The sequence below is a fragment of the Desulfoprunum benzoelyticum genome (assembly GCF_014201505.1).
In the GTDB taxonomy this organism is placed as follows: domain Bacteria; phylum Desulfobacterota; class Desulfobulbia; order Desulfobulbales; family Desulfocapsaceae; genus Desulfoprunum; species Desulfoprunum benzoelyticum.
In genome coordinates this window covers 277,677-304,143 of sequence record NZ_JACHEO010000001.1, presented here as the reverse complement: position 1 = coordinate 304,143, position 26,467 = coordinate 277,677, and the positions used below count along the sequence as shown (strand labels likewise).

23 protein-coding genes are annotated in these 26,467 nt (G+C 57.4%); 11 read left to right on the top strand and 12 right to left on the bottom strand.

The annotated features are described in order from the left end of the window. Positions 1–92: 92 nt before the first annotated feature. The 4 genes from HNQ81_RS01335 (at position 93) to greA (ending at position 7,007) form a co-directional block, all read left to right on the top strand. Positions 93–1,088, top strand: coding sequence for a sigma-70 family RNA polymerase sigma factor (locus HNQ81_RS01335; RefSeq protein ID WP_183347512.1), 996 nt, complete (start codon positions 93–95; stop codon positions 1,086–1,088). A gap of 55 nt (positions 1,089–1,143) precedes the next feature. Then, positions 1,144–2,328, top strand: coding sequence for a DegT/DnrJ/EryC1/StrS family aminotransferase (locus tag HNQ81_RS01330; protein WP_183347509.1), 1,185 nt, complete (start codon positions 1,144–1,146; stop codon positions 2,326–2,328). 98 nt (positions 2,329–2,426) lie between these two features. Continuing rightward, positions 2,427–6,443, top strand: a complete 4,017-nt coding sequence (locus tag HNQ81_RS01325) for a tetratricopeptide repeat protein (protein ID WP_183347507.1) — start codon at positions 2,427–2,429, stop codon at positions 6,441–6,443. 78 nt (positions 6,444–6,521) lie between these two features. Next, positions 6,522–7,007, top strand: coding sequence for a transcription elongation factor GreA (gene greA / locus HNQ81_RS01320; RefSeq protein ID WP_183347505.1), 486 nt, complete (start codon positions 6,522–6,524; stop codon positions 7,005–7,007). 117 nt (positions 7,008–7,124) lie between these two features. Here greA and HNQ81_RS01315 read toward each other — a convergent pair whose 3' ends face one another. Continuing rightward, positions 7,125–7,748, bottom strand: coding sequence for a TetR/AcrR family transcriptional regulator (locus HNQ81_RS01315; protein ID WP_183347503.1), 624 nt, complete (start codon positions 7,746–7,748; stop codon positions 7,125–7,127). A gap of 190 nt (positions 7,749–7,938) precedes the next feature. On the opposite strand from HNQ81_RS01315, the gene purD reads away from it, so the two are divergent. Both purD and HNQ81_RS01305 read left to right on the top strand, forming a co-directional pair. Then, positions 7,939–9,714 (top strand): phosphoribosylamine--glycine ligase, encoded by a 1,776-nt coding sequence (gene purD, locus HNQ81_RS01310; protein ID WP_183347501.1) that lies wholly within the window; start codon positions 7,939–7,941, stop codon positions 9,712–9,714. Then, positions 9,683–10,318, top strand: coding sequence for an L-threonylcarbamoyladenylate synthase (locus HNQ81_RS01305; protein ID WP_205240132.1), 636 nt, complete (start codon positions 9,683–9,685; stop codon positions 10,316–10,318). Before purD ends, HNQ81_RS01305 begins: the two co-directional genes overlap by 32 nt. A gap of 6 nt (positions 10,319–10,324) precedes the next feature. Here HNQ81_RS01305 and ettA read toward each other — a convergent pair whose 3' ends face one another. The 4 genes from ettA to HNQ81_RS01285 form a co-directional block, all read right to left on the bottom strand. After that, on the bottom strand, positions 10,325–12,010 hold the full coding sequence (ettA, locus tag HNQ81_RS01300) for an energy-dependent translational throttle protein EttA (RefSeq protein ID WP_183347499.1): 1,686 nt from the start codon (positions 12,008–12,010) through the stop codon (positions 10,325–10,327). A gap of 87 nt (positions 12,011–12,097) precedes the next feature. Then, the gene (locus HNQ81_RS01295; RefSeq protein ID WP_183347497.1) at positions 12,098–13,408 is read right to left on the bottom strand and encodes a M18 family aminopeptidase; all 1,311 of its coding nucleotides are present in this window, start codon (positions 13,406–13,408) and stop codon (positions 12,098–12,100) included. A 147-nt stretch (positions 13,409–13,555) separates the two neighbouring features. Next, complete coding sequence (locus HNQ81_RS01290; RefSeq protein ID WP_183347495.1) at positions 13,556–14,563, bottom strand: TIGR00266 family protein; 1,008 nt, start codon at positions 14,561–14,563, stop codon at positions 13,556–13,558. A 36-nt stretch (positions 14,564–14,599) separates the two neighbouring features. Next, a complete protein-coding gene (locus HNQ81_RS01285; protein WP_183347494.1) occupies positions 14,600–15,601 on the bottom strand; it encodes a hypothetical protein in 1,002 nt (333 codons plus the stop codon). A gap of 297 nt (positions 15,602–15,898) precedes the next feature. Between HNQ81_RS01285 and HNQ81_RS01280 the strand changes: the two genes are divergently transcribed. Further along, complete coding sequence (locus tag HNQ81_RS01280) at positions 15,899–16,828, top strand: manganese-dependent inorganic pyrophosphatase (RefSeq protein WP_183347493.1); 930 nt, start codon at positions 15,899–15,901, stop codon at positions 16,826–16,828. Positions 16,829–16,930: 102 nt separating this feature from the next. Here the strand turns inward: HNQ81_RS01280 and HNQ81_RS01275 are convergent, their stop codons facing one another. From HNQ81_RS01275 to HNQ81_RS01265, 3 genes are all read right to left on the bottom strand, one after another. Beyond that, the gene (locus tag HNQ81_RS01275) at positions 16,931–17,794 is read right to left on the bottom strand and encodes a bifunctional UDP-sugar hydrolase/5'-nucleotidase (RefSeq protein WP_183347492.1); all 864 of its coding nucleotides are present in this window, start codon (positions 17,792–17,794) and stop codon (positions 16,931–16,933) included. 162 nt (positions 17,795–17,956) lie between these two features. Further along, positions 17,957–18,118 (bottom strand): hypothetical protein, encoded by a 162-nt coding sequence (locus tag HNQ81_RS01270; protein ID WP_183347491.1) that lies wholly within the window; start codon positions 18,116–18,118, stop codon positions 17,957–17,959. A gap of 127 nt (positions 18,119–18,245) precedes the next feature. Next, positions 18,246–18,476: an RNA-binding S4 domain-containing protein gene (locus tag HNQ81_RS01265; protein ID WP_183347490.1), complete on the bottom strand. Its 231-nt coding sequence runs from the start codon at positions 18,474–18,476 to the stop codon at positions 18,246–18,248. Positions 18,477–18,641: 165 nt separating this feature from the next. Between HNQ81_RS01265 and HNQ81_RS01260 the strand changes: the two genes are divergently transcribed. The 3 genes from HNQ81_RS01260 (at position 18,642) to HNQ81_RS01250 (ending at position 21,259) form a co-directional block, all read left to right on the top strand. After that, complete coding sequence (locus tag HNQ81_RS01260; RefSeq protein ID WP_183347489.1) at positions 18,642–20,105, top strand: succinate-semialdehyde dehydrogenase; 1,464 nt, start codon at positions 18,642–18,644, stop codon at positions 20,103–20,105. Between the two features lie 137 nt (positions 20,106–20,242). Then, on the top strand, positions 20,243–20,758 hold the full coding sequence (locus tag HNQ81_RS01255; protein WP_183347487.1) for a nitroreductase family protein: 516 nt from the start codon (positions 20,243–20,245) through the stop codon (positions 20,756–20,758). A 3-nt stretch (positions 20,759–20,761) separates the two neighbouring features. Beyond that, a complete protein-coding gene (locus tag HNQ81_RS01250) occupies positions 20,762–21,259 on the top strand; it encodes a hypothetical protein (protein WP_183347485.1) in 498 nt (165 codons plus the stop codon). 287 nt (positions 21,260–21,546) lie between these two features. On the opposite strand, the gene rsmA is transcribed toward HNQ81_RS01250, so the two are convergent. From rsmA to tsaD, 3 genes are read right to left on the bottom strand one after another with little or no spacing between them, the layout of a single operon-like run. Further along, on the bottom strand, positions 21,547–22,440 hold the full coding sequence (rsmA, locus tag HNQ81_RS01245) for a 16S rRNA (adenine(1518)-N(6)/adenine(1519)-N(6))-dimethyltransferase RsmA (protein ID WP_183347483.1): 894 nt from the start codon (positions 22,438–22,440) through the stop codon (positions 21,547–21,549). Positions 22,441–22,486: 46 nt separating this feature from the next. After that, positions 22,487–22,987 carry a DUF2062 domain-containing protein gene (locus HNQ81_RS01240; protein WP_183347481.1) on the bottom strand — a complete coding sequence of 167 codons (501 nt, stop codon included), beginning with the start codon at positions 22,985–22,987 and terminating at the stop codon, positions 22,487–22,489. A gap of 11 nt (positions 22,988–22,998) precedes the next feature. Next, positions 22,999–24,003: a tRNA (adenosine(37)-N6)-threonylcarbamoyltransferase complex transferase subunit TsaD gene (gene tsaD / locus HNQ81_RS01235; protein ID WP_183347479.1), complete on the bottom strand. Its 1,005-nt coding sequence runs from the start codon at positions 24,001–24,003 to the stop codon at positions 22,999–23,001. A gap of 154 nt (positions 24,004–24,157) precedes the next feature. Between tsaD and moaA the strand changes: the two genes are divergently transcribed. Further along, positions 24,158–25,222: a GTP 3',8-cyclase MoaA gene (gene moaA, locus HNQ81_RS01230; RefSeq protein ID WP_183347477.1), complete on the top strand. Its 1,065-nt coding sequence runs from the start codon at positions 24,158–24,160 to the stop codon at positions 25,220–25,222. Here moaA and pheA read toward each other — a convergent pair. Next, on the bottom strand, positions 25,205–26,305 hold the full coding sequence (gene pheA, locus HNQ81_RS01225; protein WP_183347475.1) for a prephenate dehydratase: 1,101 nt from the start codon (positions 26,303–26,305) through the stop codon (positions 25,205–25,207). The genes moaA and pheA overlap by 18 nt on opposite strands. Positions 26,306–26,467 lie beyond the last annotated feature (162 nt).

Genomic DNA, 26,467 nt, shown 5'->3' with positions numbered 1-26,467 from the left:
GGGACCACTTTGCGATTGCACTTTCATTGAAGTGCTGTAAAATCTTTAATCTTTCGAATCGAAACGAACGTTCAGCCGGGAGACTGAAGTGCATGAATAAGGACGATACCGATGTGGACACCGATCTCGGGGAGGAGTATTTCGAAGAGGAAATACCGGATCAACCCCTGATCGCCGTACCGGAAGATGAAAATCTGCCGGTTCTCAGCAATCCAGCCCTGCACAGATATCTCCAGGAGATCAGCCAGTACGAGCTCCTGTCGAGAGAGGAAACCGACGAACTGGCCACCCGCTTCCGGGAAACGGGCGACCAGGACGCTGCCTACCGCCTGGTGTCAGCCAATCTGCGCCTGGTGGTCAAGGTGGCGATGGACTTCCAGAAATACTGGATGCAGAATTTCATGGACCTGATCCAGGAGGGAAATGTCGGCCTCGTCCAGGCCACGAAGAAATTTGATCCGTACCGGGGCGTCAAGTTTTCCTACTATGCCGCCTACTGGATCCGCGCCTATGTCCTCAAATTCATCATGGACAACTGGCGGCTGGTGAAGATCGGTACGACTCAGGCGCAGAGGAAGCTCTTCTTCAGTCTCAATAAAGAACGGAAGCTCCTCGAATCACAGGGTTTTGCCGCTGAAACCAAGCTGCTTGCGGATCGTCTCAACGTCAAGGAGCGGGAAGTCATCGAGATGAGCCAGCGCATGGACAACTGGGATGTGTCGCTGGAGAGTCCGGTTCGCTCCGATTCAGAGGACGAACAGAAAAGCTTTATCCCCAGCAACGGGCCGGGAATCGAGTCGATGGTCGCCGGCAAGGAGATGCGGCTGCGGCTGCACGAATTGCTCGAACAGCTGAAGGACAAGCTCAATGACAAGGAAAAGATGATTCTGGAGAAGAGACTCCTGACCGATGAACCGATGACGCTGCAGAATATCGCCGACATGTTCGTCATCTCCCGGGAGAGGGTCCGCCAGATCGAGGTCAATCTGCTCAAGAAGATGCGGAAGTATCTCGAGGAAGAGATGCCCGATATCGTCGACTTCTTCGACGGCGAAAAAATCGCCGTCCATTCCAACTCCAGGGACTGATCGACCACGCAGCCGCTCGGTCCCGTCTCAATTCATTCCCTCTATACAGGAAATCATGAACGTACCTTTGCTTGATCTGCAGGCGCAACTGGCATATCTCAAGGACGAGCTGCAGGCCGCGGTTCTCAAGGTCCTTGATTCAACCCGCTATATCCAGGGACCGGAGGTCGAGGCCCTTGAAAAAGAGGTGGCCGAATACTCGGGCGTCCCGTACGGCATCGGGGTATCGTCCGGCACCGACGCCCTGCTGGTCTCTCTGATGGCCCTCGACATCGGCCACGGCGACCTCGTGCTGACGACGCCGTACTCGTTCTTTGCGACGATGGGAGTCGTGCTTCGGCTGGGCGCCCGGCCGGTTTTCGCCGATATCGATCCGGTCAGCTACAACATCGATCCGCGGCGGATGGAGGAGATCCTTGACGCCGACAAGGAGCGGCGGATCAAGGCGATCATCCCCGTTCATCTCTACGGCCAGTGCGCCGACATGGCGGCTATCCTGGCTCTCGCCGAGCGCTACGGCCTGCCGGTGATCGAGGATGCCGCCCAGGCGATCGGGGCGGAATATCCGCTGGCAACGGCGCAGGGAACCCGGATTCTGCGGGCCGGATCGATGGGAATAAGCGGTTGTTTTTCCTTTTTTCCCAGCAAAAATCTGGGCGGTATCGGCGATGGCGGCATGGTTGTCAGCCACAACAAGGAGTTTGCCGACAAGGTCAATCTGCTGCGGAATCACGGGGCCTACCCGAAATATTACCACTCCATGGTCGGGGGGAATTTCCGCCTCGATCCGATCCAGGCGGCGGCCCTGCGGGTAAAATTACCCTACCTCGACGGCTGGCATAAAAAACGGAGCGACAACGCCAGGGTATACAACACGCTGTTCCAGGCGGCGGGGCTGGTGGGGCAGGGAGCGGTCGTCACCCCGACCGCGGTCTACAGGGACGGCGGCAGTGACAGCGGCGCCGACAACTACCACATCTACAACCAGTATGTCATTCGCGCTCATCGTCGTGATGATCTGCGGGACTGGCTGCTTGCCAGGGACATCGGCTGCGAGATCTACTACCCTGTCGCCCTGCACCGGCAGAAGTGCCTGGGCACTGGCTATGACGACATCTCCCTGCCCATCGCCGAAAAGGCTGCCGACGAAACTCTCGCCCTCCCCATTTATCCGGAATTGACGGTGGAGATGCAGGAATACGTCGTCTCAACCATTGCGCAATTCTATATGAACAGGTAGCATGAACACCTGAATGAGAGAAGGCGTGCGAACTCAATACCGCCGCCTTCTCTCGTACGGCATCATTGCCTACCACCTCAGCTGATTATAGCTCGATCATGTTCCTGTGCAGATGGTGCCGGCAGGCGGCGCGAGCCCTTTTATGGAGCGCGGTGCTCTGCGGCACGATTCCTTTTCCGACCGCATCGCTCTGTGCCGCGACGGCTCCGTCGCGCGACAGCATCATCATCCTTGACACCCCTTCGCTCCCTGCCTGGAAGACCCTGTGGGATGAGGCGCGGGAATTCGTCCAGCGCCGGGATTACATTCTCGCCGCCAGAACGTACGCCGACCTGATCAAACTGAAGCCTCAGGTCATGGAGATCCGCTGGGAATACTGCAACGTTCTGGTCGAGCTGAACGATTGGCTATCGGCCGCGGAGCTCATCGAAAATCTGCTGGAAACCGATGACAGCCGCCATGACTACCTGCTCCTGGCCGGAAGAATCGCCGTCGAGAACAAGGAGTATAAGCGGGCGGTCGAGTACTATGGCCGGGTGTATGATGATGATCCGTCCGGACCCTCGTCAGTCGGTGCGCTCAAGGGTCTGATAAACGGACTCGAGGGGCAGGGAAAAAAAAACGCAGCGTTCCCGTTGATGGAACGGCTGTATCAGAGAACGCCGAACGACAAGGAATTACTGCAGAAATTGGCCGGAACCGCCCAGGACCTGGGGGATTTGCCGAAGGCCAAGGATTACTATGCAGCCCTGGTCAATCAGTTCACCACCGATGAATCGACCCTGATGCGGGCATCATCGGCGTTTGAAAAGTCGGGGGCCGACAAGGATGCCCTGGCGATCTGGGAAAAATATCTTGAAAGGTCGCCCGGCTACATCCCTTTTCATAAGAAAATTGCTGATTATTACATGCTGATCGGTAAATCCGGGTCAGCTCTTCCCCACATCCTGTACATGATTGAGCAGGGCGTGGAAGACGACGAGCTTCTGCTGGTTGCAGGCAGGATTCTGCTTCACGATCAGGCCAGACCCGACAAGGCGCTCCAGTACCTCGAACAATATGTTGAAAAACATCCGGAGGATATCGCCACGGGCTTTGAAATTCAGAAGATCAGAGCGCTGCTCGCCGAAGATTTCATATCCATAGTCGAGAACGATGGCGTCCGGATGCTGTGGGATGATCTCGTCAAGATAACCCCCAACCGTGAGGCGATTTACCTCAAGATAGCCGAGAAACTCGAGCACAAGAAAAAATGGAAAGATCTTCTGAAGATCCTTCTGGTTATCCATCAGAATCATCCCCTCGATCAGGAGAATATGTTCAGGATCGCCAGAATCTACTTCAGGTTGGGGGATTATCAGGCGTCTCTGGATTACCAGCGGAAAATGACAGGCGGTCCGACCGCCGGCTACCAGTATCTTCTTCTCAGAGCCAGAACAGAGGAAAAACTCGGCAGGGATATCGAGGCGCTGCACCATTATTCGGCAATCCTTCACAAGACCCCCGGGGATGCGGTGGTACGATCCAGGGCGGTTCAGCTGGCGGGCCGGCTCGGTCTGGTCGACGACCTGAAAAAACTGTACCTGCAGAGTGGCGGAGATCGTGCGGACGCCATGGACCTCGACCTGTCGCTGCGCTACCTTCATGGCTTGCGAGAGAATCTGCTCTTTGACGAGGCATGGGACCTCTACGACCTGTTGCTGCGGCTGCATGGAGAGAAAACTGAGCTGGAAAGGAAAATCCTGCTGCACAAGGCCGAGGCCTTGCTGGCCTCCCGTCAGGATTTTCTGGCGGAGCAGGTGTTGAGGGAACTGCTGGTCAGAAACGAGGCCTTGGACACGATTGTTCTGCAACTCGGCTACCTGGCCCTCAAGGTCAAGGATACGAAAGCGGCCAGGGAGTGGTTCGCCGTCCTCAAAAAACGGCAGAAAAATAATGACTGGCGGGCCTGTGCAGATCGGCATGGACGCAATCTGTATCGATTGCATATCGCAATTTTGCTGGCGGAAGGCCGGTTTGAACAGGCCGTCGCCGATCTCCACAATCTGCGGGTGCGGCTGCAGGGAAACTCCGGCAATCAGGAAGTTGCCGATTTTCAACTGGAAATGGAGATCGAGGAGTGTCGGGCGCTGTATCAACTCGGCGAATATGATACATGCCTTAAGATTCTCGGACTGTTGCGGGAGCACCGGAAAGACTCCATCGAAACGGCGGTACTCTGGTTCCAGATTACCAAGCGTAAAGGCAAATCAGCAACGGCCTTCAGGGAAATCGACCAGATGCTGAAACAGGCCGGCAGGTTGTCTCCGGTGCGACTGTTCGAGGCCGTCGAGGTCGAAAGAGAATACGGGGAGTTCGAGGCCGGCCTGCATCATCTCGATCTCATCCTGCAAATGCTTCCCCATTCGGTGCGGGCCCGGGCCCTCAAGGCCGAATTGCTGCTGATGAACGGAGATTTCGCCGAATCCCTGCAGTGGTATCAGGCTCTGGTTGGCGAGGTCGGGGAGCAGCAGCTGGTCCGAAACCGGATCCTCGAACTGCAATTAAAGCTCGGCAACCTCGACAAGGTCGTGAAGGAATCTGAAGAGGACGTCGCGCCGCAGGAGAAGGAAGAGAATGGTACGCCCGGAAAGAGACCGATTCCCGATTACTGGCGGCGGTTGCTGCTGGCGAGGGCATTGTGGACGGACAGGCAATGGGATGAGGCTATAAAGGTGTATGAGCATCTTCTCGATGATCCGGTGGAACAGGATTTCCGATCGGCGATGGCGGCTGAAAAAATCGCGGTATTCCACCCGCCGTTGAAGAAGAGCATCTGGCAGATGCTTTCCCTTGATTCGCCCCAGAAAACCGACCCACTCGCCCATTACATGGCGCCGGAGTATGTCAGTCATCATTTCGGGCAACCGGTCGATAGCATAACTGCCCGGATGTATGAAAAATATCGTTGGCAGCGGTTAATCCAGAATGAATATCAGGCGCGAAAGGCCGAAAAGAGAAAGGATATCCTGGCAGCCGAACGTCAGTACAAACAACTTCTCGAGCAGGATGTATCGGCAGAAGGTCTGTACGATCTGGCGCGGATATATGGGCGGCTTGGCGAGTATGGCAAGGAGGCGGAACTGTACCAGGTCATCCGGAGGTATGGTCCGGCGTATCCGGAACTGAAGGAGGCGATCAGGCGCAACGAGGTGCTGAGGAAACCTCGACTCTCCGCCGATGCGGAGACCGTCGAAAAAGAAGGACGGAACGGGTATATCGACACCCTGCGGACCAGCCAGGGAGGGACGCTGTGGATGATGCCGGATTTCGATTCGGAGATCTCTCTGGAATATCGGCGAAACAGCTATACGGACAGTAAGGATATCGACACGATTCGCGGCCACCGGGTGGAAGGGCTGTATTCCCGGGAACTCCCGGGCAATTTTGATCTGCAACTGCGGGCCGGGGCAGAAGATCTTGACGACTTCGATACGACCGCCATCGCTGGAGCCCGGCTGAACAGCCGGTTTGATCAATATGTCAAAGGCTACCTCCTCTTCGATCAGAATGCGGTTTACGACACTCTGGCCGCTCTGCAACAGGGGATATATCTCCAGGATTATGAAACTGGACTGATCGTCGAAACGCCGAAGGGAATCGCCCTCGGTGCCGACTACCGCCGTCGCCGTTACAGTGACGACAACTCACAGAACCAGTTTCACCTGTGGTCCGGCTATGCGATCTACGCTGAGGCGACGACGTTCAAGTTTCAATATGATTACCGGATTATTGACAACAGTGAAGCAAGCTCTGTCGTTTTTCCCACGGTATCGGACGAAGGGTTTGCGGAAACCCCGCTGTACTGGAGTCCGGACGAGTATTGGGAGCATCTCGGCACCATCAGCTTCCAGCACCTGCTGAAGGAGTTCAGTCTCACCCGGGGGACGCCGAGCTACTACTCACTCGATTATTCGATGGGTTTCGAGTCGGGAGAAAACTTCACCCATAAGATCGGATTCGAGATTTTACTTGAAATGAGTCCGCATTTTCTATTAAAAGGTAATCTGTCGTTTGCGACCTCAGATGAATACGAACAGAAGGGTGCCCTCGTTTCACTGATGTATCGCTGGTAATTTTCAACATCATTTCCTGTCAGGATTCTGTTTTCGAGAAATCCTGACAGGAATTTTTTTTATTTTACGGAGGACAGGATGGTCGTACGTATTCCCATGTCGAAGACCGGCAACCAGAAGTTGAGAGAAGAATTGGCGCGTCTGGAACGGGTGGACAGAGTCGAAGTCGTGAAGGCGATCGAGACCGCCCGGGAGCATGGAGACCTGAAGGAAAATGCCGAATACCACGCCGCCAAAGAGCGGCAGGGGCATATCGAAGGGCGGATTCTCGAACTCAAGGACAAACTGGCGCGTGCGGAAGTTATCGATTGCCTGAAAGTTTCGACGAAGTCAGCGGTGTTCGGCACCGTGGTCAAGCTGCTCGATCTCGATACCGACGATCATGTGTCCTATCAACTGCTTGGTCCGGAGGAGGCCGATGTCAAAAAAGGCTCGATCTCCGTCCTTTCTCCCCTCGGCCGGAGCATGCTCGGCAAGGCGGTTGGCGAAGAGGTGCTGGCCAAGACCCCGGGGGGGACGCGAGAGTTCGAGATCATCGACATCCAGCCATCAACATTTTCCTGACCTTCAACCGGAAGCGGGACGCGGTCACGATCCGTATTTCTGCGCAATACGACAGGTCCCTGGTCCAGGCCTGGATGAAGTGTATCTCCGGACCGCAAGACCTCTGTTTCAGGCCGGCTAGGTTGCAGAACAGCCGTCAGGATCGGCCAACCTGCCGTTTGGCGCCGAAATGCCGGTGAGGATGATCTGCAGCAGCTGGCCGGCGATCTCCTCCACCGAATACCGGCCTTCGGCAGAGGTGGTCCAGATGCGTGACACTTCGTCGAGGGCTCCGAAAAAGAAACGTTTGGCGATATCCGGTTCGATATCGTCACGAAATACCCCCTGACTCTGGCCGAGACGAACAATATCGGCCATCATGTCCGTATATTCAATGAACTTGGTGTTGCGGTATTCCTTGATCAATTTGTTGGTCTGCCGAAGCTCTATCTGAATGACCTCGGCCAGGTTGCGGTTCTTTTTCATCGTCTGGAGATGACGGGTGACATACATTTCCAGCATTCTCTTCGGATCTGTCTCCGTCGCCAGTATCTTCTTGATCTGCTCGATGATTTTCCCTATCTCTTCCTCGAAAACAGAGATCAGGATGTCGTATTTATTGTTGAAGTAAAGATAGATGGTACCATCAGCGACCTTGGCTTCTTTGGCTATATCGGATATTCTTGCGGTGAAAAATCCTTTTTTGGCAAAGACCTTCGTCGCCGCCGCAATAATCTTGGAACGTTTGTTCAAATCTTTCATCTTGTTGGTAAAAAAACCTAATAATTTAAAAGGGAAAGGGTGAAATAATACGATGAATGGTCATTCATTCAGTTACAGTGTATGTTCTTTTTTGACATTGTCAACAGGATAACGTGATCAATTACCGTATCCTTTTTCCCTTGAAGAAAATGAGAAGTACTTCGAATCGTTTATTTACCGGAGAAGAAGAATGAAAATACTCGTTGTCGGTTCGGGAGGACGGGAGCATGCACTGGTCTGGAAAATTGGCCGAAGTGCAAAAGTCGAAAAGATTTTTTGCGCCCCGGGAAATGCAGGCATGCAGGGAATCGCCGAATGTGTCGATATCTCGGCTACCGATATCGATGGTCTGCTGGCCTTCGCTCTGGCCGAGAAGATTGATCTGACGGTCGTGGGGCCTGAATCGTCTCTGGTGGAGGGAATCGTCGATGCCTTCGAAGCCAGGAAGCTGCGGATCTTCGGCCCCTCGCAAAGAGCGGCCATCCTCGAGGGAAGCAAGGTGTTCACCAAGGAATTCCTGACCAAATACGGGATTCCGACGGCCTCGTTCAAGGCCTTCAGGAAAATAAAAGAGGCGAAAAAATACCTTCAAAGCTGCAGTCTGCCGCTGGTCGTCAAGGCCGATGGCCTGGCGGCGGGCAAGGGGGTCATTGTCGCCGCAACGATTGAGGAGGCCATGGATGCGGTTGACCTCATCATGAAGGACAATGCCTTTGGCGTTGCCGGCGATACCATCATCATCGAGGACTGTCTGGTCGGCGAGGAGGCCTCGTTTCTCGCCTTTACCGATGGCAAGACGATCAGGGCGCTTCCGACATCTCAGGACCACAAGGCGATTTTCGATGGCGACAAGGGGCCGAACACCGGGGGGATGGGGGCCTATTCTCCCGCCCCGGTCGTCACTCCGGCAATGACGGATTTTGTCATCGACAACATATTGCAACCGACGGTCGAGGGAATGGCGGCGGAAGGTCGGCCGTACAAGGGGATTCTCTATGCCGGGCTGATGATCGACGGCGATAAGATCAATGTCCTCGAGTTCAACTGCCGCTTCGGCGATCCCGAGGCCCAGCCGCTGCTGATGCGGATTGAATCCGACATCGTCGAGGTCTTCGAGGCCTGTATCGACGGCACCCTCGACCAGATCGAGATCCGGGTCGACCCGAGGCCGACCGTCTGCGTGGTGATGGCCTCGGCCGGTTACCCCGGCGCCTACGCCACCGGCAAGGTCATCAAGGGACTGAAGAAGGCGTCGCAGATTGAGGGGGTCGAGGTCTTTCATGCCGGCACCAGACGCGTTGGCGGCAGGGTCGTTACCAGCGGCGGTCGGGTCCTGGGAGTGACCGCCATCGGCGCCGATTTGGCCGAGGCGATCGAGCGGGCCTACCACGGGGTGGATAGAATTCAATTCCCCGGGTGCTATTTCCGCCGGGACATCGGCGGAAAGGCCCTCAAACGTTTGGCCGCTCCGGACCGCCGGGCGATGGTCGGGATCGTCATGGGCAGCGACTCGGATCTGCCGGTCATGAAGGCCGCCGCCGATTTTCTCGATACGATGGGGGTCCCCTGGGAGATGACCGTCGCCTCGGCCCACCGGACCCCGGAGCGGGCGGCCCAGTGGGCGAAAACGGCTCAGGAGCGGGGGTTGCGGATCATCATTGCCGGCGCTGGCATGGCGGCGCATCTGGCCGGGGTGATCGCCGCCCATACCGATCTGCCGGTCATCGGCGTGCCGCTCGATGCCTCGCCGCTGCAGGGGATGGATGCGCTGCTGTCGACCGTCCAGATGCCGCCGGGGATCCCGGTCGCGACCATGGCCATCGGCAAGGCCGGATCGAAGAATGCCGCCGTTCTGGCGGTGCGGATTCTGGCCCTGAACGATCGCGGTCTGGCCGCCGGACTGGTCGCCTTCCGCCAGGAGATGGTGCAAGAGGTTGAAGAAAAGGCCAGCCGCATCCTTCGCTGAGGGCAACAACCTGATCGATGCCGCGGTGATCGACCGGGCCGTCACCGTTCTTGAGGGGGGGGGCGTCGTCGCCTTTCCCACCGAGACCTGCTACGGCCTGGCCGTCGATCCCTACAACGAACGGGCCCTGCAGCGGTTGTTTGCGGTCAAGCACCGACCGGCCGACAAACCGGTGCTGCTGCTGATCCATGCCCAGGCGCTGCTGTATTCGCTCGTTACCGCCGTACCCGATGTCTATGCGCCGCTCATCGCCCGCTACTGGCCGGGTCCCCTCACCCTGATCTTTCCGGCCCGTGCCGGTCTGCCGCTCCTGCTGACCGGGGGGACCGGGACCATCGGGGTCAGGATCTCGCCCCATCCGATCGCCCAGGCGCTGGGCAAGGCCTTCGGCCGGGCGATCACCGCGACCAGCGCCAATCTCTCCGAACAGCAGCCGGCTCGCACCGCCGCCGAGGTCCGGGCCCATCTCGGCGGGGCGATAGATTTGATCATCGATGGCGGCACGACCCCGGGCGGCCGATGCTCGACCATCATCGGCGAACGGGCCGGGGTGTTGCACCAGATCCGTTCCGGCGCCGTCGATATCGATCCTGCCGCCGGCTGAGTTCCTTCAGGCCCGGGTCATCTGCCGGTAGCGGATGCGGTGTGGCTGGTCGGCGTCCGTTCCCAGTCTGGCCTTGCGGTCTTTTTCGTAATCGGAATAATTGCCCTCGAACCACACGACCTGGGAATCACCCTCGAAGGCGAGGATATGGGTGGCGATCCGGTCGAGGAACCAGCGATCATGGCTGATGACGACGGCACAGCCGCCGAAATTCTCCAGCGCCTCTTCCAGCGCCCGAAGGGTGTTGACATCGAGATCGTTGGTCGGCTCGTCGAGCAGCAGGACGTTGCCGCCTTCTTTCAGCATCTTCGCCAGGTGAACCCGGTTGCGCTGGCCGCCGGAGAGCAGGCCGACCTTTTTCTGCTGATCCTGACCGGAAAAATTGAACTTGCCGACGTAGGCCCGGCTGTTGATTTCCCTGGTGCCGAGCCAGATTGTCTCCTGGTTGTCGGCAATCGCCTGCCAGATCGTCTGTTCCGGATCAAGGGCGTCACGGCTCTGGTCGACATAGCAGAGCTTGACCGTCTCGCCGACGCGGATCGTGCCGCTGTCCGGCTGCTCCTGGCCGGTGATCATCTTAAACAGCGTCGTCTTACCGGCGCCGTTGGGGCCGATGACGCCGACGATGCCGCCGGGGGGAAGCGAGAAACTCATGTCGTCGATCAGGATCCGATCGCCGAAGCATTTGCGGACCTGGTCGGCTTCGATGACGACCTTGCCGAGACGGGGCCCGGGGGGGATGAAGATCTCGAGGTCACGGGCCAGATTCTCGGTTTCCTGCGCCATCAGCTGCTCGTAGGAGCTGATCCGGGCCTTCGATTTGCTGCGCCGCCCCTTGGGCGACATCCTGATCCATTCGAGCTCGCGCTGCAGGGTCTTGCGCCGCTCGCTCTCTTTTTTCTCCTCCGTCGCCAGCCGTTTTTCCTTCTGCTCCAGCCACGAAGAATAGTTGCCCTTCCACGGGATGCCGAGGCCGCGGTCGAGTTCGAGGATCCAGCCGGCGACGTTGTCGAGGAAGTAGCGGTCGTGGGTGACGGCGATGACCGTCCCGGCATAGCCCTGCAGGTGGTGCTCGAGCCAGGCGACGGATTCGGCGTCGAGGTGGTTGGTGGGTTCGTCGAGCAACAGGATATCCGGCTGCTTGAGGAGGATCCGGCAGAGGGCGACCCGGCGCTGCTCGCCACCGGAGAGGATCCCGCATCTGGTGTCCGACGGCGGGCAGCGCAGCGCATCCATCGCCATCTCCAGTCGGCTGTCGAGGTCCCAGGCCGACAGGTGATCGAGTTTGTCCTGCACCGCCGCCTGGCGATCGATCAGATTCTGCATCGCATCGTCGCTCATCGGTTCGGCAAAGCTCTCGTTGATCCGGTTGAATTCGGCGAGCAGATCGACCGTCTCCTGAACCCCCTCCTCGACGATCTGGCGTACGGTCTTCTCGGGATCGAGCCGTGGTTCCTGGTCAAGATATTCGATCGTCAGGCCGGGTGCCAGGATGGTCTCACCGTTGAACTCCTTGTCGATTCCGGCCAGAATCCGCAGCAGCGTGCTCTTGCCCGAGCCGTTGAGGCCGAGCACCCCGATCTTGGCGCCATAGAAGTACGACAGGGAAATGTCCTTCAGAACCGGTTTGGTATCGTAGTATTTGCTCACCCTGATCATCGAATAGATGATCTTCTTGTCATCGGTGCTCATAGTATCCTTGTGGTTGATGATATCGTGGGCGGGAGGTCGGACATACCGTGTTCCCGCTGGATCTTCGCCGGGTTGATGCCGGCCGCTTCAGCCGGTCGCCGTCACCGCCGTGGCTGAGACCAGGAACCGGTGGATCATCCGATAGAGCAGATACGGGTCCCTGCTTCCGGCCAGTTCGCGAATGCTGTGCATCGCCAGGGTGGCGGCGCCGATGTCCACGGTCGGCACACCCAGCCTGGCGGCGGTCAGGGGACCGATGGTCGAGCCGCAGGGCAGGTCGGAGCGCATGACGAATTCCTGCAGCGGGACCCCGGCCTCGCCGGCAAAGCGTTTGAGGATCGAGGCACTGACGCAGTTCGTGGCATACCGCTGGTTGGCGTTGATCTTGATCACCGGGCCGCCGTTGAGCACGACCTCGTGCTGCGGCTCAGAGAGGTCCTTGAAATTGGGGTGGACCGCATGGGCGTTGTCGATCGACAGCAAAAACGAGCGGGCAAGGGCGATCCGTCGGGACTGCGGATTCGGAATGAGCCGTTCCAGGGTGGCATCGAGAAACGCCCCCCGTGCCCCGGATGACGAGACCGAGCCGTTTTCCTCGTGGTTGGCGCAGAACAGCAGGCTGTTGTGGGCAAGATCGGCGGCGGTGAGGGCCATGGTCGCCACGTGGCAGCTGAGGAGGTTGTCAAGCCGGCCGGCGCTGATGAACTCGCCTTTCACTCCGGTACAGGCCGGCCCCTGGGTGTCGCAGCAGAACAGGTCGAAGCCGGAAACATCGGCGATCGGCAGGTCGGGGTGCTGGCGGCAGAGCTGGTCGAGCAGGATGTCGCGGAAGGCGGGGAGCTGATCGGTCAGGCTCTGAGCGATGATCGGAGCCATGTGCATCTGGGCGTTGATGCTCCTGTTGTCGTTGGCAGACCGGTCGAAATGCAGCGCCAGACTGGGGATGACCAGCAGCGGGCGGGCAAAATTCACCAGCAGGGTCTGGAGCCCGCCGTCCGTCATGGTGCAGCAGGCCCGGCCGGCCAGCGTCAGGTCCCGGTCGAACCAGGGATTGAGGAGCGGGCCGCCATAAATCTCCACCCCCAGTTGCAGGTATTTCCCGGTCTGCCTGTCGGCCCGCGGCTTGATCTGCAGGCCGGGACTGTCGCTGTGGGTCGCCAGCATTCTGAAACCGTCTTCGGGGGTATTGCCTTCCCCAAGCCTGAAGGCGATCAGACCGGCATCATCGCGTACCGTAAAATAGGAATGACCGGCCGCCACGGACCAGTACTGATCTTCCCGCAACCTGATGAACCCGGCCTTCTCCAGCAGGCCGGCGATTGCGGCGACGGCATGGTACGACGAGGTTGCGGCGCCCAGGAATTGAAACAGGGAAGTGTTCAGCAGGTTTTCGTTCATCGGATCAGGTGTGTTGATTGAGGATGGCAAGTGGCGGCAACCCGGGAATACCGCGAGAATCGGCATCGTTGGACATTTGGATCCCGGCGGATGTCCAGCCTCGGCGTGTCGCCCCGGCTGCCCGAAAAAATAAATGATCGGTTCCGATCAGCGCTCGAAAAGATTGCCCAGCCCCCCGAGAATCGAGCCCTCGCCGCTGGTCGAAAAACCGGCGTTGTTTTGCGGCGCCGTTTCGTGGATGCGCCCGGCGAGTCTCGAGAAGGGCAGAGACTGCAGCCACACGTGCCCCGGTCCCTGCAGGGTGGCGAAAAAGAAACCCTCGCCGCCGAACAGCGCCGACTTGACCCCACCGACGAATTCGATGTCGTAGTGCACCGTCTGGGTCAGGGCGACGAGGCAGCCGGTGTCGACCCGCAGGGTCTCTCCCGCCTGCAGTTCTTTCTCGACGATGGTTCCTCCGGCATGGATGAACACCATCCCGGCGCCTTCGAGTTTCTGCATGATGAAACCTTCACCGCCGAACAGGGCAACGCCGATCTTTTTCTGAAATTCAACGCCGATGGCCACCCCTTTGGCGGCGCAGAGGAACGCATCTTTCTGACACACGAGTTTTCGGCCGCACTGGTTCAAGTCGAGAGGGATGATCTTGCCGGGATAGGGTGAGGCGAAGGCCACCTTGCCTTTGTCGCTGCCGACGTTGGTAAAAACAGTCGTGAACAGGCTTTCCCCGGTGATCAGGCGCTTGCCGGCCCCGAGCATCTTGTCCAGCAATCCCCCCGTCGCGTCGGAGGAACTGCCGTCACCGAAGATCGTCTCCATTCTGATGAAGTTCGACATGTACATCATCGAACCGGCCTCGGCCACCGCACTTTCCTGACTGTCAAGTTCGATCTCGACAAACTGCATTTCATTGCCGAAGATCTGGTAATCGATATCGTGAGCCATGGCGCCGGCGGCGTAAGGGAGCGGTGGTGTGAGTGATGTCGCGGGTGCGAGCAGCTCCGGGACCTGGGCTATCGGTCGCCAGGCATCAAAACCCTGGCGCCAGACCAGGGTGTCCGGCGAGCAGGAACCGACCGCCAGTGACTGCCGCAGATGTTCCCGGGAAAACGGACCTTGCTGCTGGCCGTTGATCGCCACATACCAGATGTCCATAGGGATACCCTTATAATCGTATGGATGAAGTGAGGTTTACTGAACCGGTTCCGGATACTTTTCCTTCAGGGCATACAGCTGGTCCAGATAAGTTTCCCGCAGTTTGAGCTGGGCGCCGCCGCTCTCGATGTCAGAGATCAACGACGATATGGCCGGCCTGATGTCTATGCCATGGCTGTTGGTGCCGTTTTGATTGGCACGGTCGACAACAAGAATGGCATAGTAGTTGACGATCATCCGCGATTTCGAATCGCGCCGGAAGAGATACAGCCTCCCTCCCATGGTGTTGAGAAAGAACCCGGAATAATCGTAATAGACCGACTCCGGAATCTGCAGGCCCAATCGGCTCTGCAGGCAGTCCGGATGGCCTGTCAGGCGATAGAGGGAGGCGACAATGTCCTCATAGGATTCCTTCTCCTGATCGAGTATCCCCTTGATCAGGAGGATGTTATCCTTGCCGATGACTCTGAAGAAGTGGGCGGTGTTCTTGAGGATCGTATACAGGTCGTCGGTTTCGCGGCTGACGATCGGCGGTTGGGCGGCCAGTTTCCGGAACAGGCCGGAGAAATGCTCCCTGCTCGGTTGCGTGAGCTTGAATGATTTGATGTACGGCTGCTGATCGAGATGGGTGTAGAAGGCCTCGAGCTTCGCGCTTTCCCGGGAACACAGCTCTTCCTCGGTCAACCCGCTGTCTTCGCCGGCGCCATCGTCGGCTTCGGCGACAGCCGGCTTGTTGTCCTCGCCTGGTGCCGTGCCAGGTTCGGCGGTGGCCGGCTCGTCCTGTGCCGGCGGCGTCTGTCCCGGCATGACGACGGTTTTCGCTGTATCGGCAGATGGCGGCTGAACGGTCGGCGATGCGGTGTGCCGGTCTGATCTGTCGATCAATCGATTAAGGGAAAAACGCGGATCGTTGCGGGTCACGAAGGCGAAGGCGCCGACCAGGAGGGCAAGGATCAGGAGGAGGAGAAGGAAAAATTTCCACGGTGATCGCTTTCTGCGACGAGGGCGGGGGGCGGGATCATTTTCGCTATAATCCATAGTCTTTGCCTTGGGGTAAATGAGGGCGGCGGCACGGATGGAGATCGATCGAACTGTAGATTGTCGAAATATACCGCAGGGTCAGCGTATTGTCACGGTTGAAGTACCTTGGAGGAAGACGGCGCGATTCCCCGGGATCGGAGCCGGATAGGGAGAACAGCTTTTTCTGCTTGACGCGGAGTAGTGAAGACACTATGCTACCTCGTTAATTTTCGAACGAAAAAGATGAGCGGGACAAACTGGTTTTCCAGGAGTTAACCATTTTACATCATACACTTTTTTAATGGAGGATTTACGATGACAATTTGTGTGGTTGGACATTCAAACCCGGATACCGATTCTGTAATGTCGTCAATCGCTCTGGCCGCTCTGCTGAAAGCCCAGGGCAAGGATGCCAAAGCCTGCATGCAGACCACCGCCGATGCGCTGAACCCGGAATCCAAGATGTTGCTGGGCCAGTTCGATCTCGCCGCCCCCGAACTGCTGAACGACGCCGCCGGCAAGGACATCGCGCTCGTCGATTTCAGCGATCTCGCCCAGGGTCCTGCCAACCTGGCCTCCGCCAATGTGGTCATGATCGTCGACCACCACAAGATCGGTGATGTCACCACCAACAACCCGATCCTGTTCCGCGCCGAGCCTGTCGGCTGCACCGGCACCGTTCTCAACAAGATGTTCAAGGACGCCGGAGTCGCCATCCCGAAAAATATCGCCTGCGGCATGCTGGCAGCGATCCTCAGCGACACCGTCAACTTCAAGTCGCCGACCTGCACCGATGAGGACAAGGCCGCTGTCGCCGATCTCAAGGGTGTTGCCGGCGTTGCCAACACCGACGATCTGTTCATGGAAATGCTGAAGGCCAAATCCTCCGTGGCCGGCATTCCGGCCAAGGACCTGCTGTTCCGTGATTACAAGGATTTCGATATGAAGGGCAACAAGGTTGGCGTTGGTCAGCTCGAACTTGCCACCCTCGATCAGGTCGCCGCTATCCGTGACGATCTCCTCAAGGCTATGGCCGAGGTCAAGGCCGATGGACGGCACTCCGTCCTGCTCATGCTGACCGATGTCGTCAAGGAAGGGACCGACCTGGTGGTTCTCTCCGACGACCCGGCCCTGATCGAGAACGCCTTCAACGGCAAGCTCCAGGGTTCTTCCATGTGGGTTGACGGCATGATGAGCCGTAAAAAACAGACCATTCCCAATCTGCAGAAGGCTTTCGGCTGTTGAGACGAAGAAGGTAGAGAGGTGCTGCGGTTGATTGCCGCAGCACCAGGCATGTGGCGGGTCCAGGATTTGGACCCGCTTTTTTTTATCAATTGCGCAGCGTCTTTATTTGCAGACCGGGGATTCCCCGGTTTGACGGCGGAGATGGCTTGCTGCAATACTCGCCTTGACCCGGTTGATTTTGTCAGTGACCCGTGGCTCATTCTGCAGGTTGCTGCTCAATCCGATAAACGAATGGGTATACCGGTTGAGCGGGCTCTCGCCTGTTTTCATTTTCTCCTGTTGTGCAACAATCCCGTCGAGTTGTTTCGTGATCTCCTCCTTCTCCCGCTCCAGGCGTCGAATATATTCGGGATCGATATTGGTTGACGTGTTTTTTCGTCGTTCCACCCGCAACAGACGGCGCTCGATGATCCCCAGCTGTTGCTGCAAGCGGGCCTGATCCTGAGACAGGTCATGGCCCCAGGGATATCCGGGCTGCCAGTTTATGATCAGTTGCCCGAGATACCTGCCCTGGCTCTGGGTCTGGGTCATCAGGGTCCCGCCGGTGATCGTCGGCGGGATGTTGCCCTGGCTGCGGTCAGCGGTAATGAGGATATCGATTTCCGGATACAGTCTGATCATCTCGAGATTTTCGGATGACGAGAGGGAGGACAGGATGATGACCATAGCGCTCGAGCGCTTGAGATCCTGCAGCTGCCGGGGCAGAATCTCCCTCCAATCGGCGAGGTGTGTTCCCTGCGGCAGAGGGGCGTTCGAGCCGGTAAGGCCGAGGATGCCGATATCGATTCCGGATCTGGTGATCGTCAGCGAGGGAGCGAAGAGCGGAGCGCGGTTGCGGTCGACAATATTGGCCGATAGCCAGGGAAATCCTTTGCTGCCGGCGGCAAGGAGAAAATCGATCCCCGCCGTCAGGTCGTACGGGCCAACGGCGACCGCATCGACGGCCATCAGTTGTTGGATGTCCATGATCCCGTTGGCGGTGATCTTTTCGTCGATTGTGGCGGGGGCAGCCTTCGGCTTGAAGAGAAGATTACCGGCGTCGACGATGACGGCCGGCGCATCGATTTGCGTTGAAAGAGCTGAAATCTGAAACGCTTTTCTGGACAGACCGCCCAGCCGGTTTGCTCCTCAACCGCCGCGCGGTTCCATCTCACCGAGTACATTGGCGGAATAGAAGAGCAGCAGCGTATGCTGCAGAGGCGTTGCGGCGGCAGACACCGAAGTGATCAGCATGACCTGCGCCATCAAAGCAAGAAGTATCGATCTGAAAAGAAAAGCGGTGTACGTCATCGTGACCTCTACGAATGAGACTGATAAAATTGCCGAATCATGCGTTGGGGAACAGCTGCATACCGACGATCCCGTCATCGGGGAGGCGCATGTCGGCAGTCGGCTGGCCCGGCGGCAACTGCAATCGCTATTCCTGCTGCAGACTCACCCTGCAGGCAAGGCCGTTGACCTCGACCACATCGTTCATCGCCAGCTGCCGGCCGCGTCGTGTTTCCTTCATGCCGTTGACCTGGACTTCCCCGTGTTGAATACGGATCTTGGCTTCGACTCCATCCTGAACCAGGTTGGCGAGTTTGAGAAACTGGCCGAGGCGGATCGGTGTCCGCACAACGGGTACGTTGGTAATTTCGCGTTGCATTCTACCCCTGAGGGAAAAAGTTTGATCAAACCCGGGTATTGTTTTTCTGACATTCGGTAAAGAATTCGAGTATAGTACCTGCGTATCTGGATGCAAGGCTGAAAAGAGAGCTCGCGTTGTGTGCTGCATGCACAACAGGGCTTTTTTTATTCTGTGAGGGAATACGTGATTATTCAGGATTCGGATCTGTTCAGGCAGCAGTGCTATATCGATGGGAAATGGAAAACTTCGGCGCAGAGTTTCGATGTCGTCGACCCCTCGACGCAGCAACTCGTGGGGCATGTTCCTGCGTTAGACGAAGAGGAGATACTGGCGGCAATCGCCTCTGCCGACGATGCTTTTCCGCGGTGGAAGAGCCTGACCGCCAAGGAACGATCGAACCTGCTGCGGCGCTGGCACAATCTGATTCTCGACCACCAGTCCGATCTCGCGGCGATAATGTCGCGGGAGCAGGGCAAGCCGCTGGAGGAGGCAATGCGTGAGGTCGCCTCCTGTGCCTCCTACGTCGAATGGTATGCTGAGGAAGCGAAACGGGTCTACGGCGATACAATCCCGATGTCCCAGAAGGGTAAACGTATCATTGTTCTCAAGGAGCCGGTCGGCGTGTGCGCGGCGATAACTCCCTGGAATTTCCCGCTTTCGACCATTACCAGGAAGGCGGCACCGGCGATTGCCTGCGGCTGCACGGTGCTCGTCAAGCCATCTTCGTACACTCCGTTCTCGGCCCTGGCCCTGGCGGCGCTGGCGGAGAAGGCCGGGTTGCCGCCCGGGGTGTTCAATGTCATCACCGGTGAGGCCGAACGCATCGGGAGAGTGCTGTCGCACAGTCGGCTCGTCAGGAAGATCAGCTTCACCGGATCGACGGAGGTCGGGAAAGCGCTGATGCGGGAGTGCGGTGATTCACTGAAGAAACTGTCCCTTGAATTGGGCGGTCATGCCCCGTTCATTGTCTTTGCGGACGCCGATCTCGACCTTGCGGTGGAGGAGGCGATGACCTCGAAATTCCGTAATTCCGGGCAGACGTGCGTATGCGCCAATCGTTTTCTGGTTCAGGAGCCGATCTATGATGCCTTCGCGACGCGTCTGGTCGACGAAGTCAATCGCCGGTTTGTTCTCGGACCGGGGTCGTGTGCCGGCTGCAATATGGGGCCGTTGATCGACGACAAGGCAATCGTCAAGGTGGAACGGCAGATCGAAGACGCCGTGGCCAAAGGAGCGCGCATTGCCACCGGCGGCAGGAGGAGGGGAGGACCGGGGTTTTTCTTTGAACCGACGGTCCTGCTCGATGTGACCAGTGAGATGTTGATTGCCCACGAGGAGACCTTTGGCCCGGTTGCGCCACTTTTCCGTTTCCGGTACGAGGATGAGGCTCTGCAGATTGCCAACAGCTCCGATTATGGGCTGGCGGCATATTTTTTTACAAAGAACTTGACGCGGGCCTGGAAGTTCACCGAAAATCTCGAATATGGCATGGTCGGCGTCAATACCGGCATCCTTTCCTCCGAAGCCGCTCCTTTCGGCGGCAGGAAGGATTCGGGGATTGGCAGAGAGGGCTCGAAATACGGGATGGACGAATATCTGGAGATAAAATATATGTGTCTTGGTGGACTTGACTGGTCAGTCTGTTGAGGCAGGGTGCATTTGTTCTCGACAACCATTTAAAATTAAACTAGTTTATGAATGATGGCTTGATGCTTGGCGGGATACCACAAATCGCGTTTATCTGACTGGTGATGTGCGATTACACGTATTTATGCTGAAGTGATATGGAAAACAGTATCTTGAAGGCAATAAAAGAACGGCGGAGCATCCGTGAATTTACCACCGAGGCCGTTTCTGAAAAAGATCTGGTGACCCTGGTGGAGGCGGCGATCTGGGCTCCATCCGGCAAGAATAATCAACCGTGGCGCTTTGTGATCCTGACCGACAAAAAGGTCAGGAGCCATATTGCCGATCTGACCCTGTATCGTCACATCGTCGCCAATTGCAACAGCCTGATCGTGGTGTTCCTTGACACGGAGGCCATATATGACGAAGTCAAGGACCACCAGTCGGCCGGCGCCGCCATCCAGAATATCCTGCTGGCGGCTGAATCTTTAGGCCTGGGAGCAGTCTGGCTGGGCCAGATCCTCAAAAACAAGCATGACGTCAACGTTGAATTGGGCGTCAGTGCGAGATACGATCTCATGGCGGTCATTGCGGTTGGATACCCGGCGCATCGAAATCAGAAATCGCATAGAAAAAATGTGCACGATTTCATTTTAAAAAAAATTGGAGGATGAACAATGAATACGGCTCATATCGTTAAACGAATATCGACACTCGTTGTTATTGCATCACTCGCACTGGTTGTTGGTGGCTGTTCCGGCAAGAGTCAGAATCAATCGGCCGTCGGGATCGGCGATCTTCCCCCGTTGGCGAATTCTGTCGGCAGTTTCGGTGACCTCGAACTTCCTGTCGAAATGAAACTTGATCAGAAAAAGACGATGTCGATCAATACCGAATCGTTCAAAGGCGGCATCCTTCATTACACTGGCAGGGTCGAAGTCAATTCGCTGAAGGATTTCATCGTCGCTTCGATGCGCAACAACAAGTGGAAACTGGTCGGCGAGGCCTCCTACGACTACACCCTGCTTGCCTTCACCAAACCGAACAAGACCTGCATGGTCGTCCTGGCCGAAGGCTTTGGCGGCCCCCTTGGCAAGACTCACGCCACCCTCTACGTAACGGCTGATCTCAGTTCCTCGGGCAACGTCAATCCCTTTGGCGAACCGACCATGTAGCGGATCAACCGTACAACTTCCCCGCGTAGTCTGTTCGATCCTCCTTTTCAACAGCGTGGCGGATTGTGGCCGTTCGGTCTCATCCCGCCACGCCGCCAGTTTCCTTGCAGATATCCACATCGTGTCATTTTCGTGTCCTGCGCCGTGGATCCGTCAGTGGCGCTGACCCGCGCCCCATCTCCTGCGGTTGCGATGCCGGCAGTTTCTCACCGGATGGTGATCACTATTTCTACGGCTTGCCGAACGGCGGATCGATTGCAACGGCAATCCCCGCGAAAATCACGGAATCAGGCAGTTCCTGTCAAAAATCGGTGAAAGGATCGGCTCAGATCTTCAAATGCTTTGATCGGGAGGGTCTCGGGCCGAACCTGAGGGGAAAGGCCGGCGGTGATGATGACGTCTTCGGTCAGCTTCTTGACATCGTTCCGGTCAGGCAGAGCCGGGAAAAAATTGGCCGAGGACAGGGTGTTGAGAATGGTCTTGCGCCGCTGACTGAATGCCGCCCTGACGATTTTGGTGAAAAGCTCCATCTCTTCAGGGGATAGAACGTCTGACCGGTCCTGCTGAAGGTGGAACGCGATCTGGATAACGACCGAATCGATTTTGGGCTGCGGGTGGAACTCGGCCGGGCTGAGGGTCAGCATCTTCCTGACGCGGGCGCAATGCTGCAGCAGCACGGAGGGGATGCCGTAGTCCTTGGAGCCGGGAGCGGCGAGCAGTCTGTCGGCCACCTCTTTCTGCAGCATGATCGTGGCCTTCTCGACATGACGGCGGTTTTCGATCAGTTTGAAAATAAAAGGATTGGAGATGGAGTAGGGGAGGTTGGCGATGATCTTCAGCCTTCCTCCGCACTGTTGCTCCAGTTCGTCAAAATCGGTCTTGAGGATGTCCCGATGGAGCAGGATGACGTTGTCCGGCAGGTCGTGTTCCTGTTGGTGGAACCGGATGATGCCGCTGTCGATCTCTATCCCCACGACACGGCGGGCCGTTTGCGCAAGAGGAAGGGTCAGGGCCGCCAGCCCGACGCCGACCTCGACGATGACGTCATCGGGGCCGATTTCTCCGGCCCGGACGATGGCCTCGGCGGTATGGCGGTGGACGAGGAAGTTCTGTCCGAATTTTTTCTTCGGGGCGAGATGGTGTTGCTGCAGCGCGGATCTGGTCTTGCCGTAAACTGACATTGGTATACCCGATGAATGATGGAGGGGGAGCCGGCCCTGTCTGGGGTCAGTTGAGGATGTGCTTTGCCTGCCGTTTGGCCCTGATTTTGACGAAGATGCGCAGGGCAAGGTAATAGCTGGCAACGGCAAACGGCAAGGCGAAGATGACCCCGCCGGCAAGGAGCACGACAACGGTCTCCCGGCCAAGTCCGGCCAGGAGGTTGAAGGATTCGACAAAACCCGGGGATGAGGAAAGAGCGTCGACGACAGCCTGGACCTTTTCCCAGTTCAGCTCATAAGGGGTCACGGCATTGCCGATGATTGTCGAAAAATAGTAGATCGGGATATAGGTCAAGGGATTGCAGACGATGACACTGACGAGTATGCCGGCGATCGCCGAGGTCCTGGTGAGAAAAGCGAGGAGGAGGATGACGATCGTGTGCAGTGGTATCGTCGGGGTCAAACCGACAAAAACACCGATGGCGGTGCCGAAGGCCAGTGACCGCGGGTCCCCCTTGAGGCGGATGAAGCGGAGATAATAGTATTTCCTGATCCGGTCAAGCTTCATGGAAGGCCGTATTAACCGAGGGAAGATCTCGAGTAGACATCGCTGTCGATCGCAGAAGGGCCGGATTCAATGAAACCATGATATCCGGCCAGGGCGATCATTGCGGCGTTGTCCGTGCTGAAGGCCGGTCGCGGCATGAAGCATTTCAGACCCTGTTCGCCGGCCCGGGTGGCCAGTGCCTGTCGCAGTCGCGCATTGGCGGAAACGCCGCCGCCGAGGACGACCGTTCCAATACCGTGCCGGCGGGCGGCACGCATCGTCTTTTCGACCAGGACATCGACTACCGCCTCCTGGAAGGAGGCGCAGACCTGACCGACCGCCAGTTCCGACCCCGCCTGGCTCTGCTGGCGACAATGGTTGAGAACGGCCGTCTTCAGGCCGCTGAAACTGAAATCGAGGGATTCCTCGTTGAGCCAGGCCCTGGGAAAACTGATGAGATCACCTTTCCACCCGGCTGCCTGGCGGGCGACGTGCGGCCCTCCGGGATACGGCAGGTCGAGGAGCTTGGCGACCTTGTCGAAGGCCTCACCGGCGGCATCATCCCGGGTTCTGCCGAGATGGGAAAAGCTGGTATATCCTTCGGCGAGGTACAGCGAGGTCGTCCCGCCCGAGGCGATCAGGGCGATATAGGGAAAGGTCGGCCGTTCTTCCTCCAGAAAGACGGAGAGGATGTGGCCGGCCATGTGATCGACTCCCCTGAAGGGAATGGCCGTTACCGCCGAAATCGCCTTGGCAAAGGAAAACCCGACAAGAAGCGAACCAATCAGTCCCGGCCCCTGGGTGACGGCGATAAGATCGATATCGTCAAGGGTGATCCTTGCCCTCTGCAACGCCTCGGCGACGACAGGATAGACCGATTCGAGATGCTTTCTCGAGGCAAGTTCGGGCACCACCCCGCCGAAGGGGCGATGGATGCCGTCCTGGCTGCTCAACACGCTCGCATGCAGGGTCCGGTCGTTTTCCAGGATGGCCGCGGCGGTGTCATCGCAGGAACTTTCAATTCCGAGGATTAGCATTGAAGTCTGCGGTATGGGAAAGGGGGAACGACAGATTTTCGATTGTCACGGTGTAGTGTTTTCGGTTAAAAGTGTTAGAATATATATGCTCACGGGGCTAAAGTCAATGACTGGCCCTCCTCAGTACTCTTTCCTATAACAGTAGCAGGAAGCCGTGTCGAAGACAGTCCCTTTCAGAGCCGAAAAAACGCCTCTCGTTGATAACTTCTCGAGGACCATTTCCTATCTCCGTCTCTCCGTGACCGATCGCTGCAACCTCCGTTGCATGTACTGCATGCCGGAAAATGATGGCGACAGCGGATGCCGGAGAAAAAACAGCGTCATCCTGCCGCATGTCGACCTGCTGACTTACGAGGAACTGCTGCGGGTGGTCTGCCTGGCTGTCGAACTCGGAATGAACAAGATTCGTCTGACCGGCGGCGAGCCCTTGGTGCGCAAGGATATTCTCCAGTTCATCGACAGGCTGACCAGAATCGAAGGACTGCGTGAGGTCCGGCTGACGACCAACGGCGTCCTGCTCGAAGAGTATGCGCAGTCATTGTACAATTCCGGCATCAGGCAGCTCAATGTTTCGCTCGACAGCCTGCAGGCGCAGAAATTCGCCCGGATCACCGGACGCGATTGCTTTGATCAGGTCTGGCGTGGGATCATCGCGGCCCGAGATCTCGGGTTCCGCATCAAGATCAATGTTGTGGCGATGCGGGGGATCAATGATGACGAATTCGGCGATTTCGCCGAACTGGCCCTCAATCAGCCCTTCCAGGTGCGGTTTATCGAATTCATGCCGGTTGGGGAAAAGAGCAGCTGGCAACTGGAGCAGTTCATCAGGGCCTCCGATATTCTGGCGATGCTGACCGACATGGGGGAATTCATTCCATGCGAGTCCCAAAGATTCGAAGGTCCTGCGAGGGTGTACCATCTCCATTCCCGCGACGGCAGGCAGGGGTCGGTCGGCTTTATCAGCCCGATCAGTCATCATTTCTGTGACCAGTGCAACCGCCTGCGGCTGACCGCCGAAGGGAAATTGCGTTCCTGTCTGCTCAATGACAACGAACGGGATATCAAGGCACTGCTGCGTGGTGGGGCGACAGACGAGAAACTGATGGCTGTGATCCGCGATACCGTTCTCGACAAGCCGAAAGGTCACCAGCTGCAGCAACGCCTGGAAAATGGTCAAACCATGCAGTGTCCCGGGCAGATGTCACGTATCGGAGGGTAGATAGTTGCTCTGCGGGTAGGAGCCGAGCCACTCGAAATACGAGCACAGCGGCCGCAGTCGCTCGCAGCCCCTGAAAATCTTCTCATCCTCAATGTGGCCGATCATATCAAGGAAGAACAAATATTTCCATTGTTTGCCCTTGATCGGCCGCGACTCGAGCTTGGTCAGATTGATCTCCTCTTCCGAGAGAACGGTCAGGATTTCATTGAGCGCCCCCGGGCGGTCCATGGTGCCGACCAACAGCGAAGTGCGGTCCTGGCCGCTGGCCGATGGCGATTTCTTGCCGATGACCAGGAATCGGGTAGTGTTGCCGCGATAATCCTCGATACCCTTGACGACGACCTGGAGTTCGTAGCGCTTGATCGCCAGCGACGAGGCGATGGCGCCGATATTGGGGTTGTTGGCCGCCATCTGGGCGGCGGCGCCGGTGGAGAGTACCGGCAGCGTCGGGATGTTCGGCAGGTGTTTCCGCAGCCATTCCCGACATTGCGCCAGAGGTTGGGCGTGGGACGCCACTGTCTGGATATCCTCGATATTGCCCGATCTGCAGACCAGATTGTGGCTTATTTCCAGTTGCACCTCGCCACAGATCTGCACCTTGTATTTCATGAAGGAGTCGAGTGTCGAGACGACGGAGCCTTCGATCGAATTCTCCACCGGCACGATCCCGTAAGGAGTCCGGCCTTTTTCGACCTCGGAAAAGACATCGTCAATCGCATCCTGCGGGTTGTACGTTGCCGAGTGACCGAAGTACTTGACGCCGGCAAGATGTGAAAAGGTCGCCTCGGGACCGAGATAGGCAACCTCGATATTCCGCTGCGACAGCCGGCAGGCGGTAATGATCTCGTGGAAGATCGTCCGCAGCGAGTCCTCCGGAAAAGAACAGCCGTTTTCCTTCAGCAGACGCTCGTATATCTGTCTCTCGCGCAGCGGATCCCACTTGGCGCGATTGTTTTCGTCCTTGAGCCGTCCGATTTCCCGGGCAAAACCGATCCGTCGTTTGAGCAGGGTGAGAATTTCACTGTCGAGCGCATCAATATTTTTCCGTATGTGGTGAATTTCGTTTTTCTGCTCGTCAACCATGGTCTGTCCTGTTAGATTCATGCGGAATGCAGGGAAAGACAACTGGTCCGCCTGTTCCGCAGGTGGATGATCAGCTTAGGAAAAAGAAAAAACTCTGTCAAGGCGGAAAAAAAATGCGGACAGGCGACAGCTTCCCTTATTCTGTTGCTTGCTCGAGGCCTT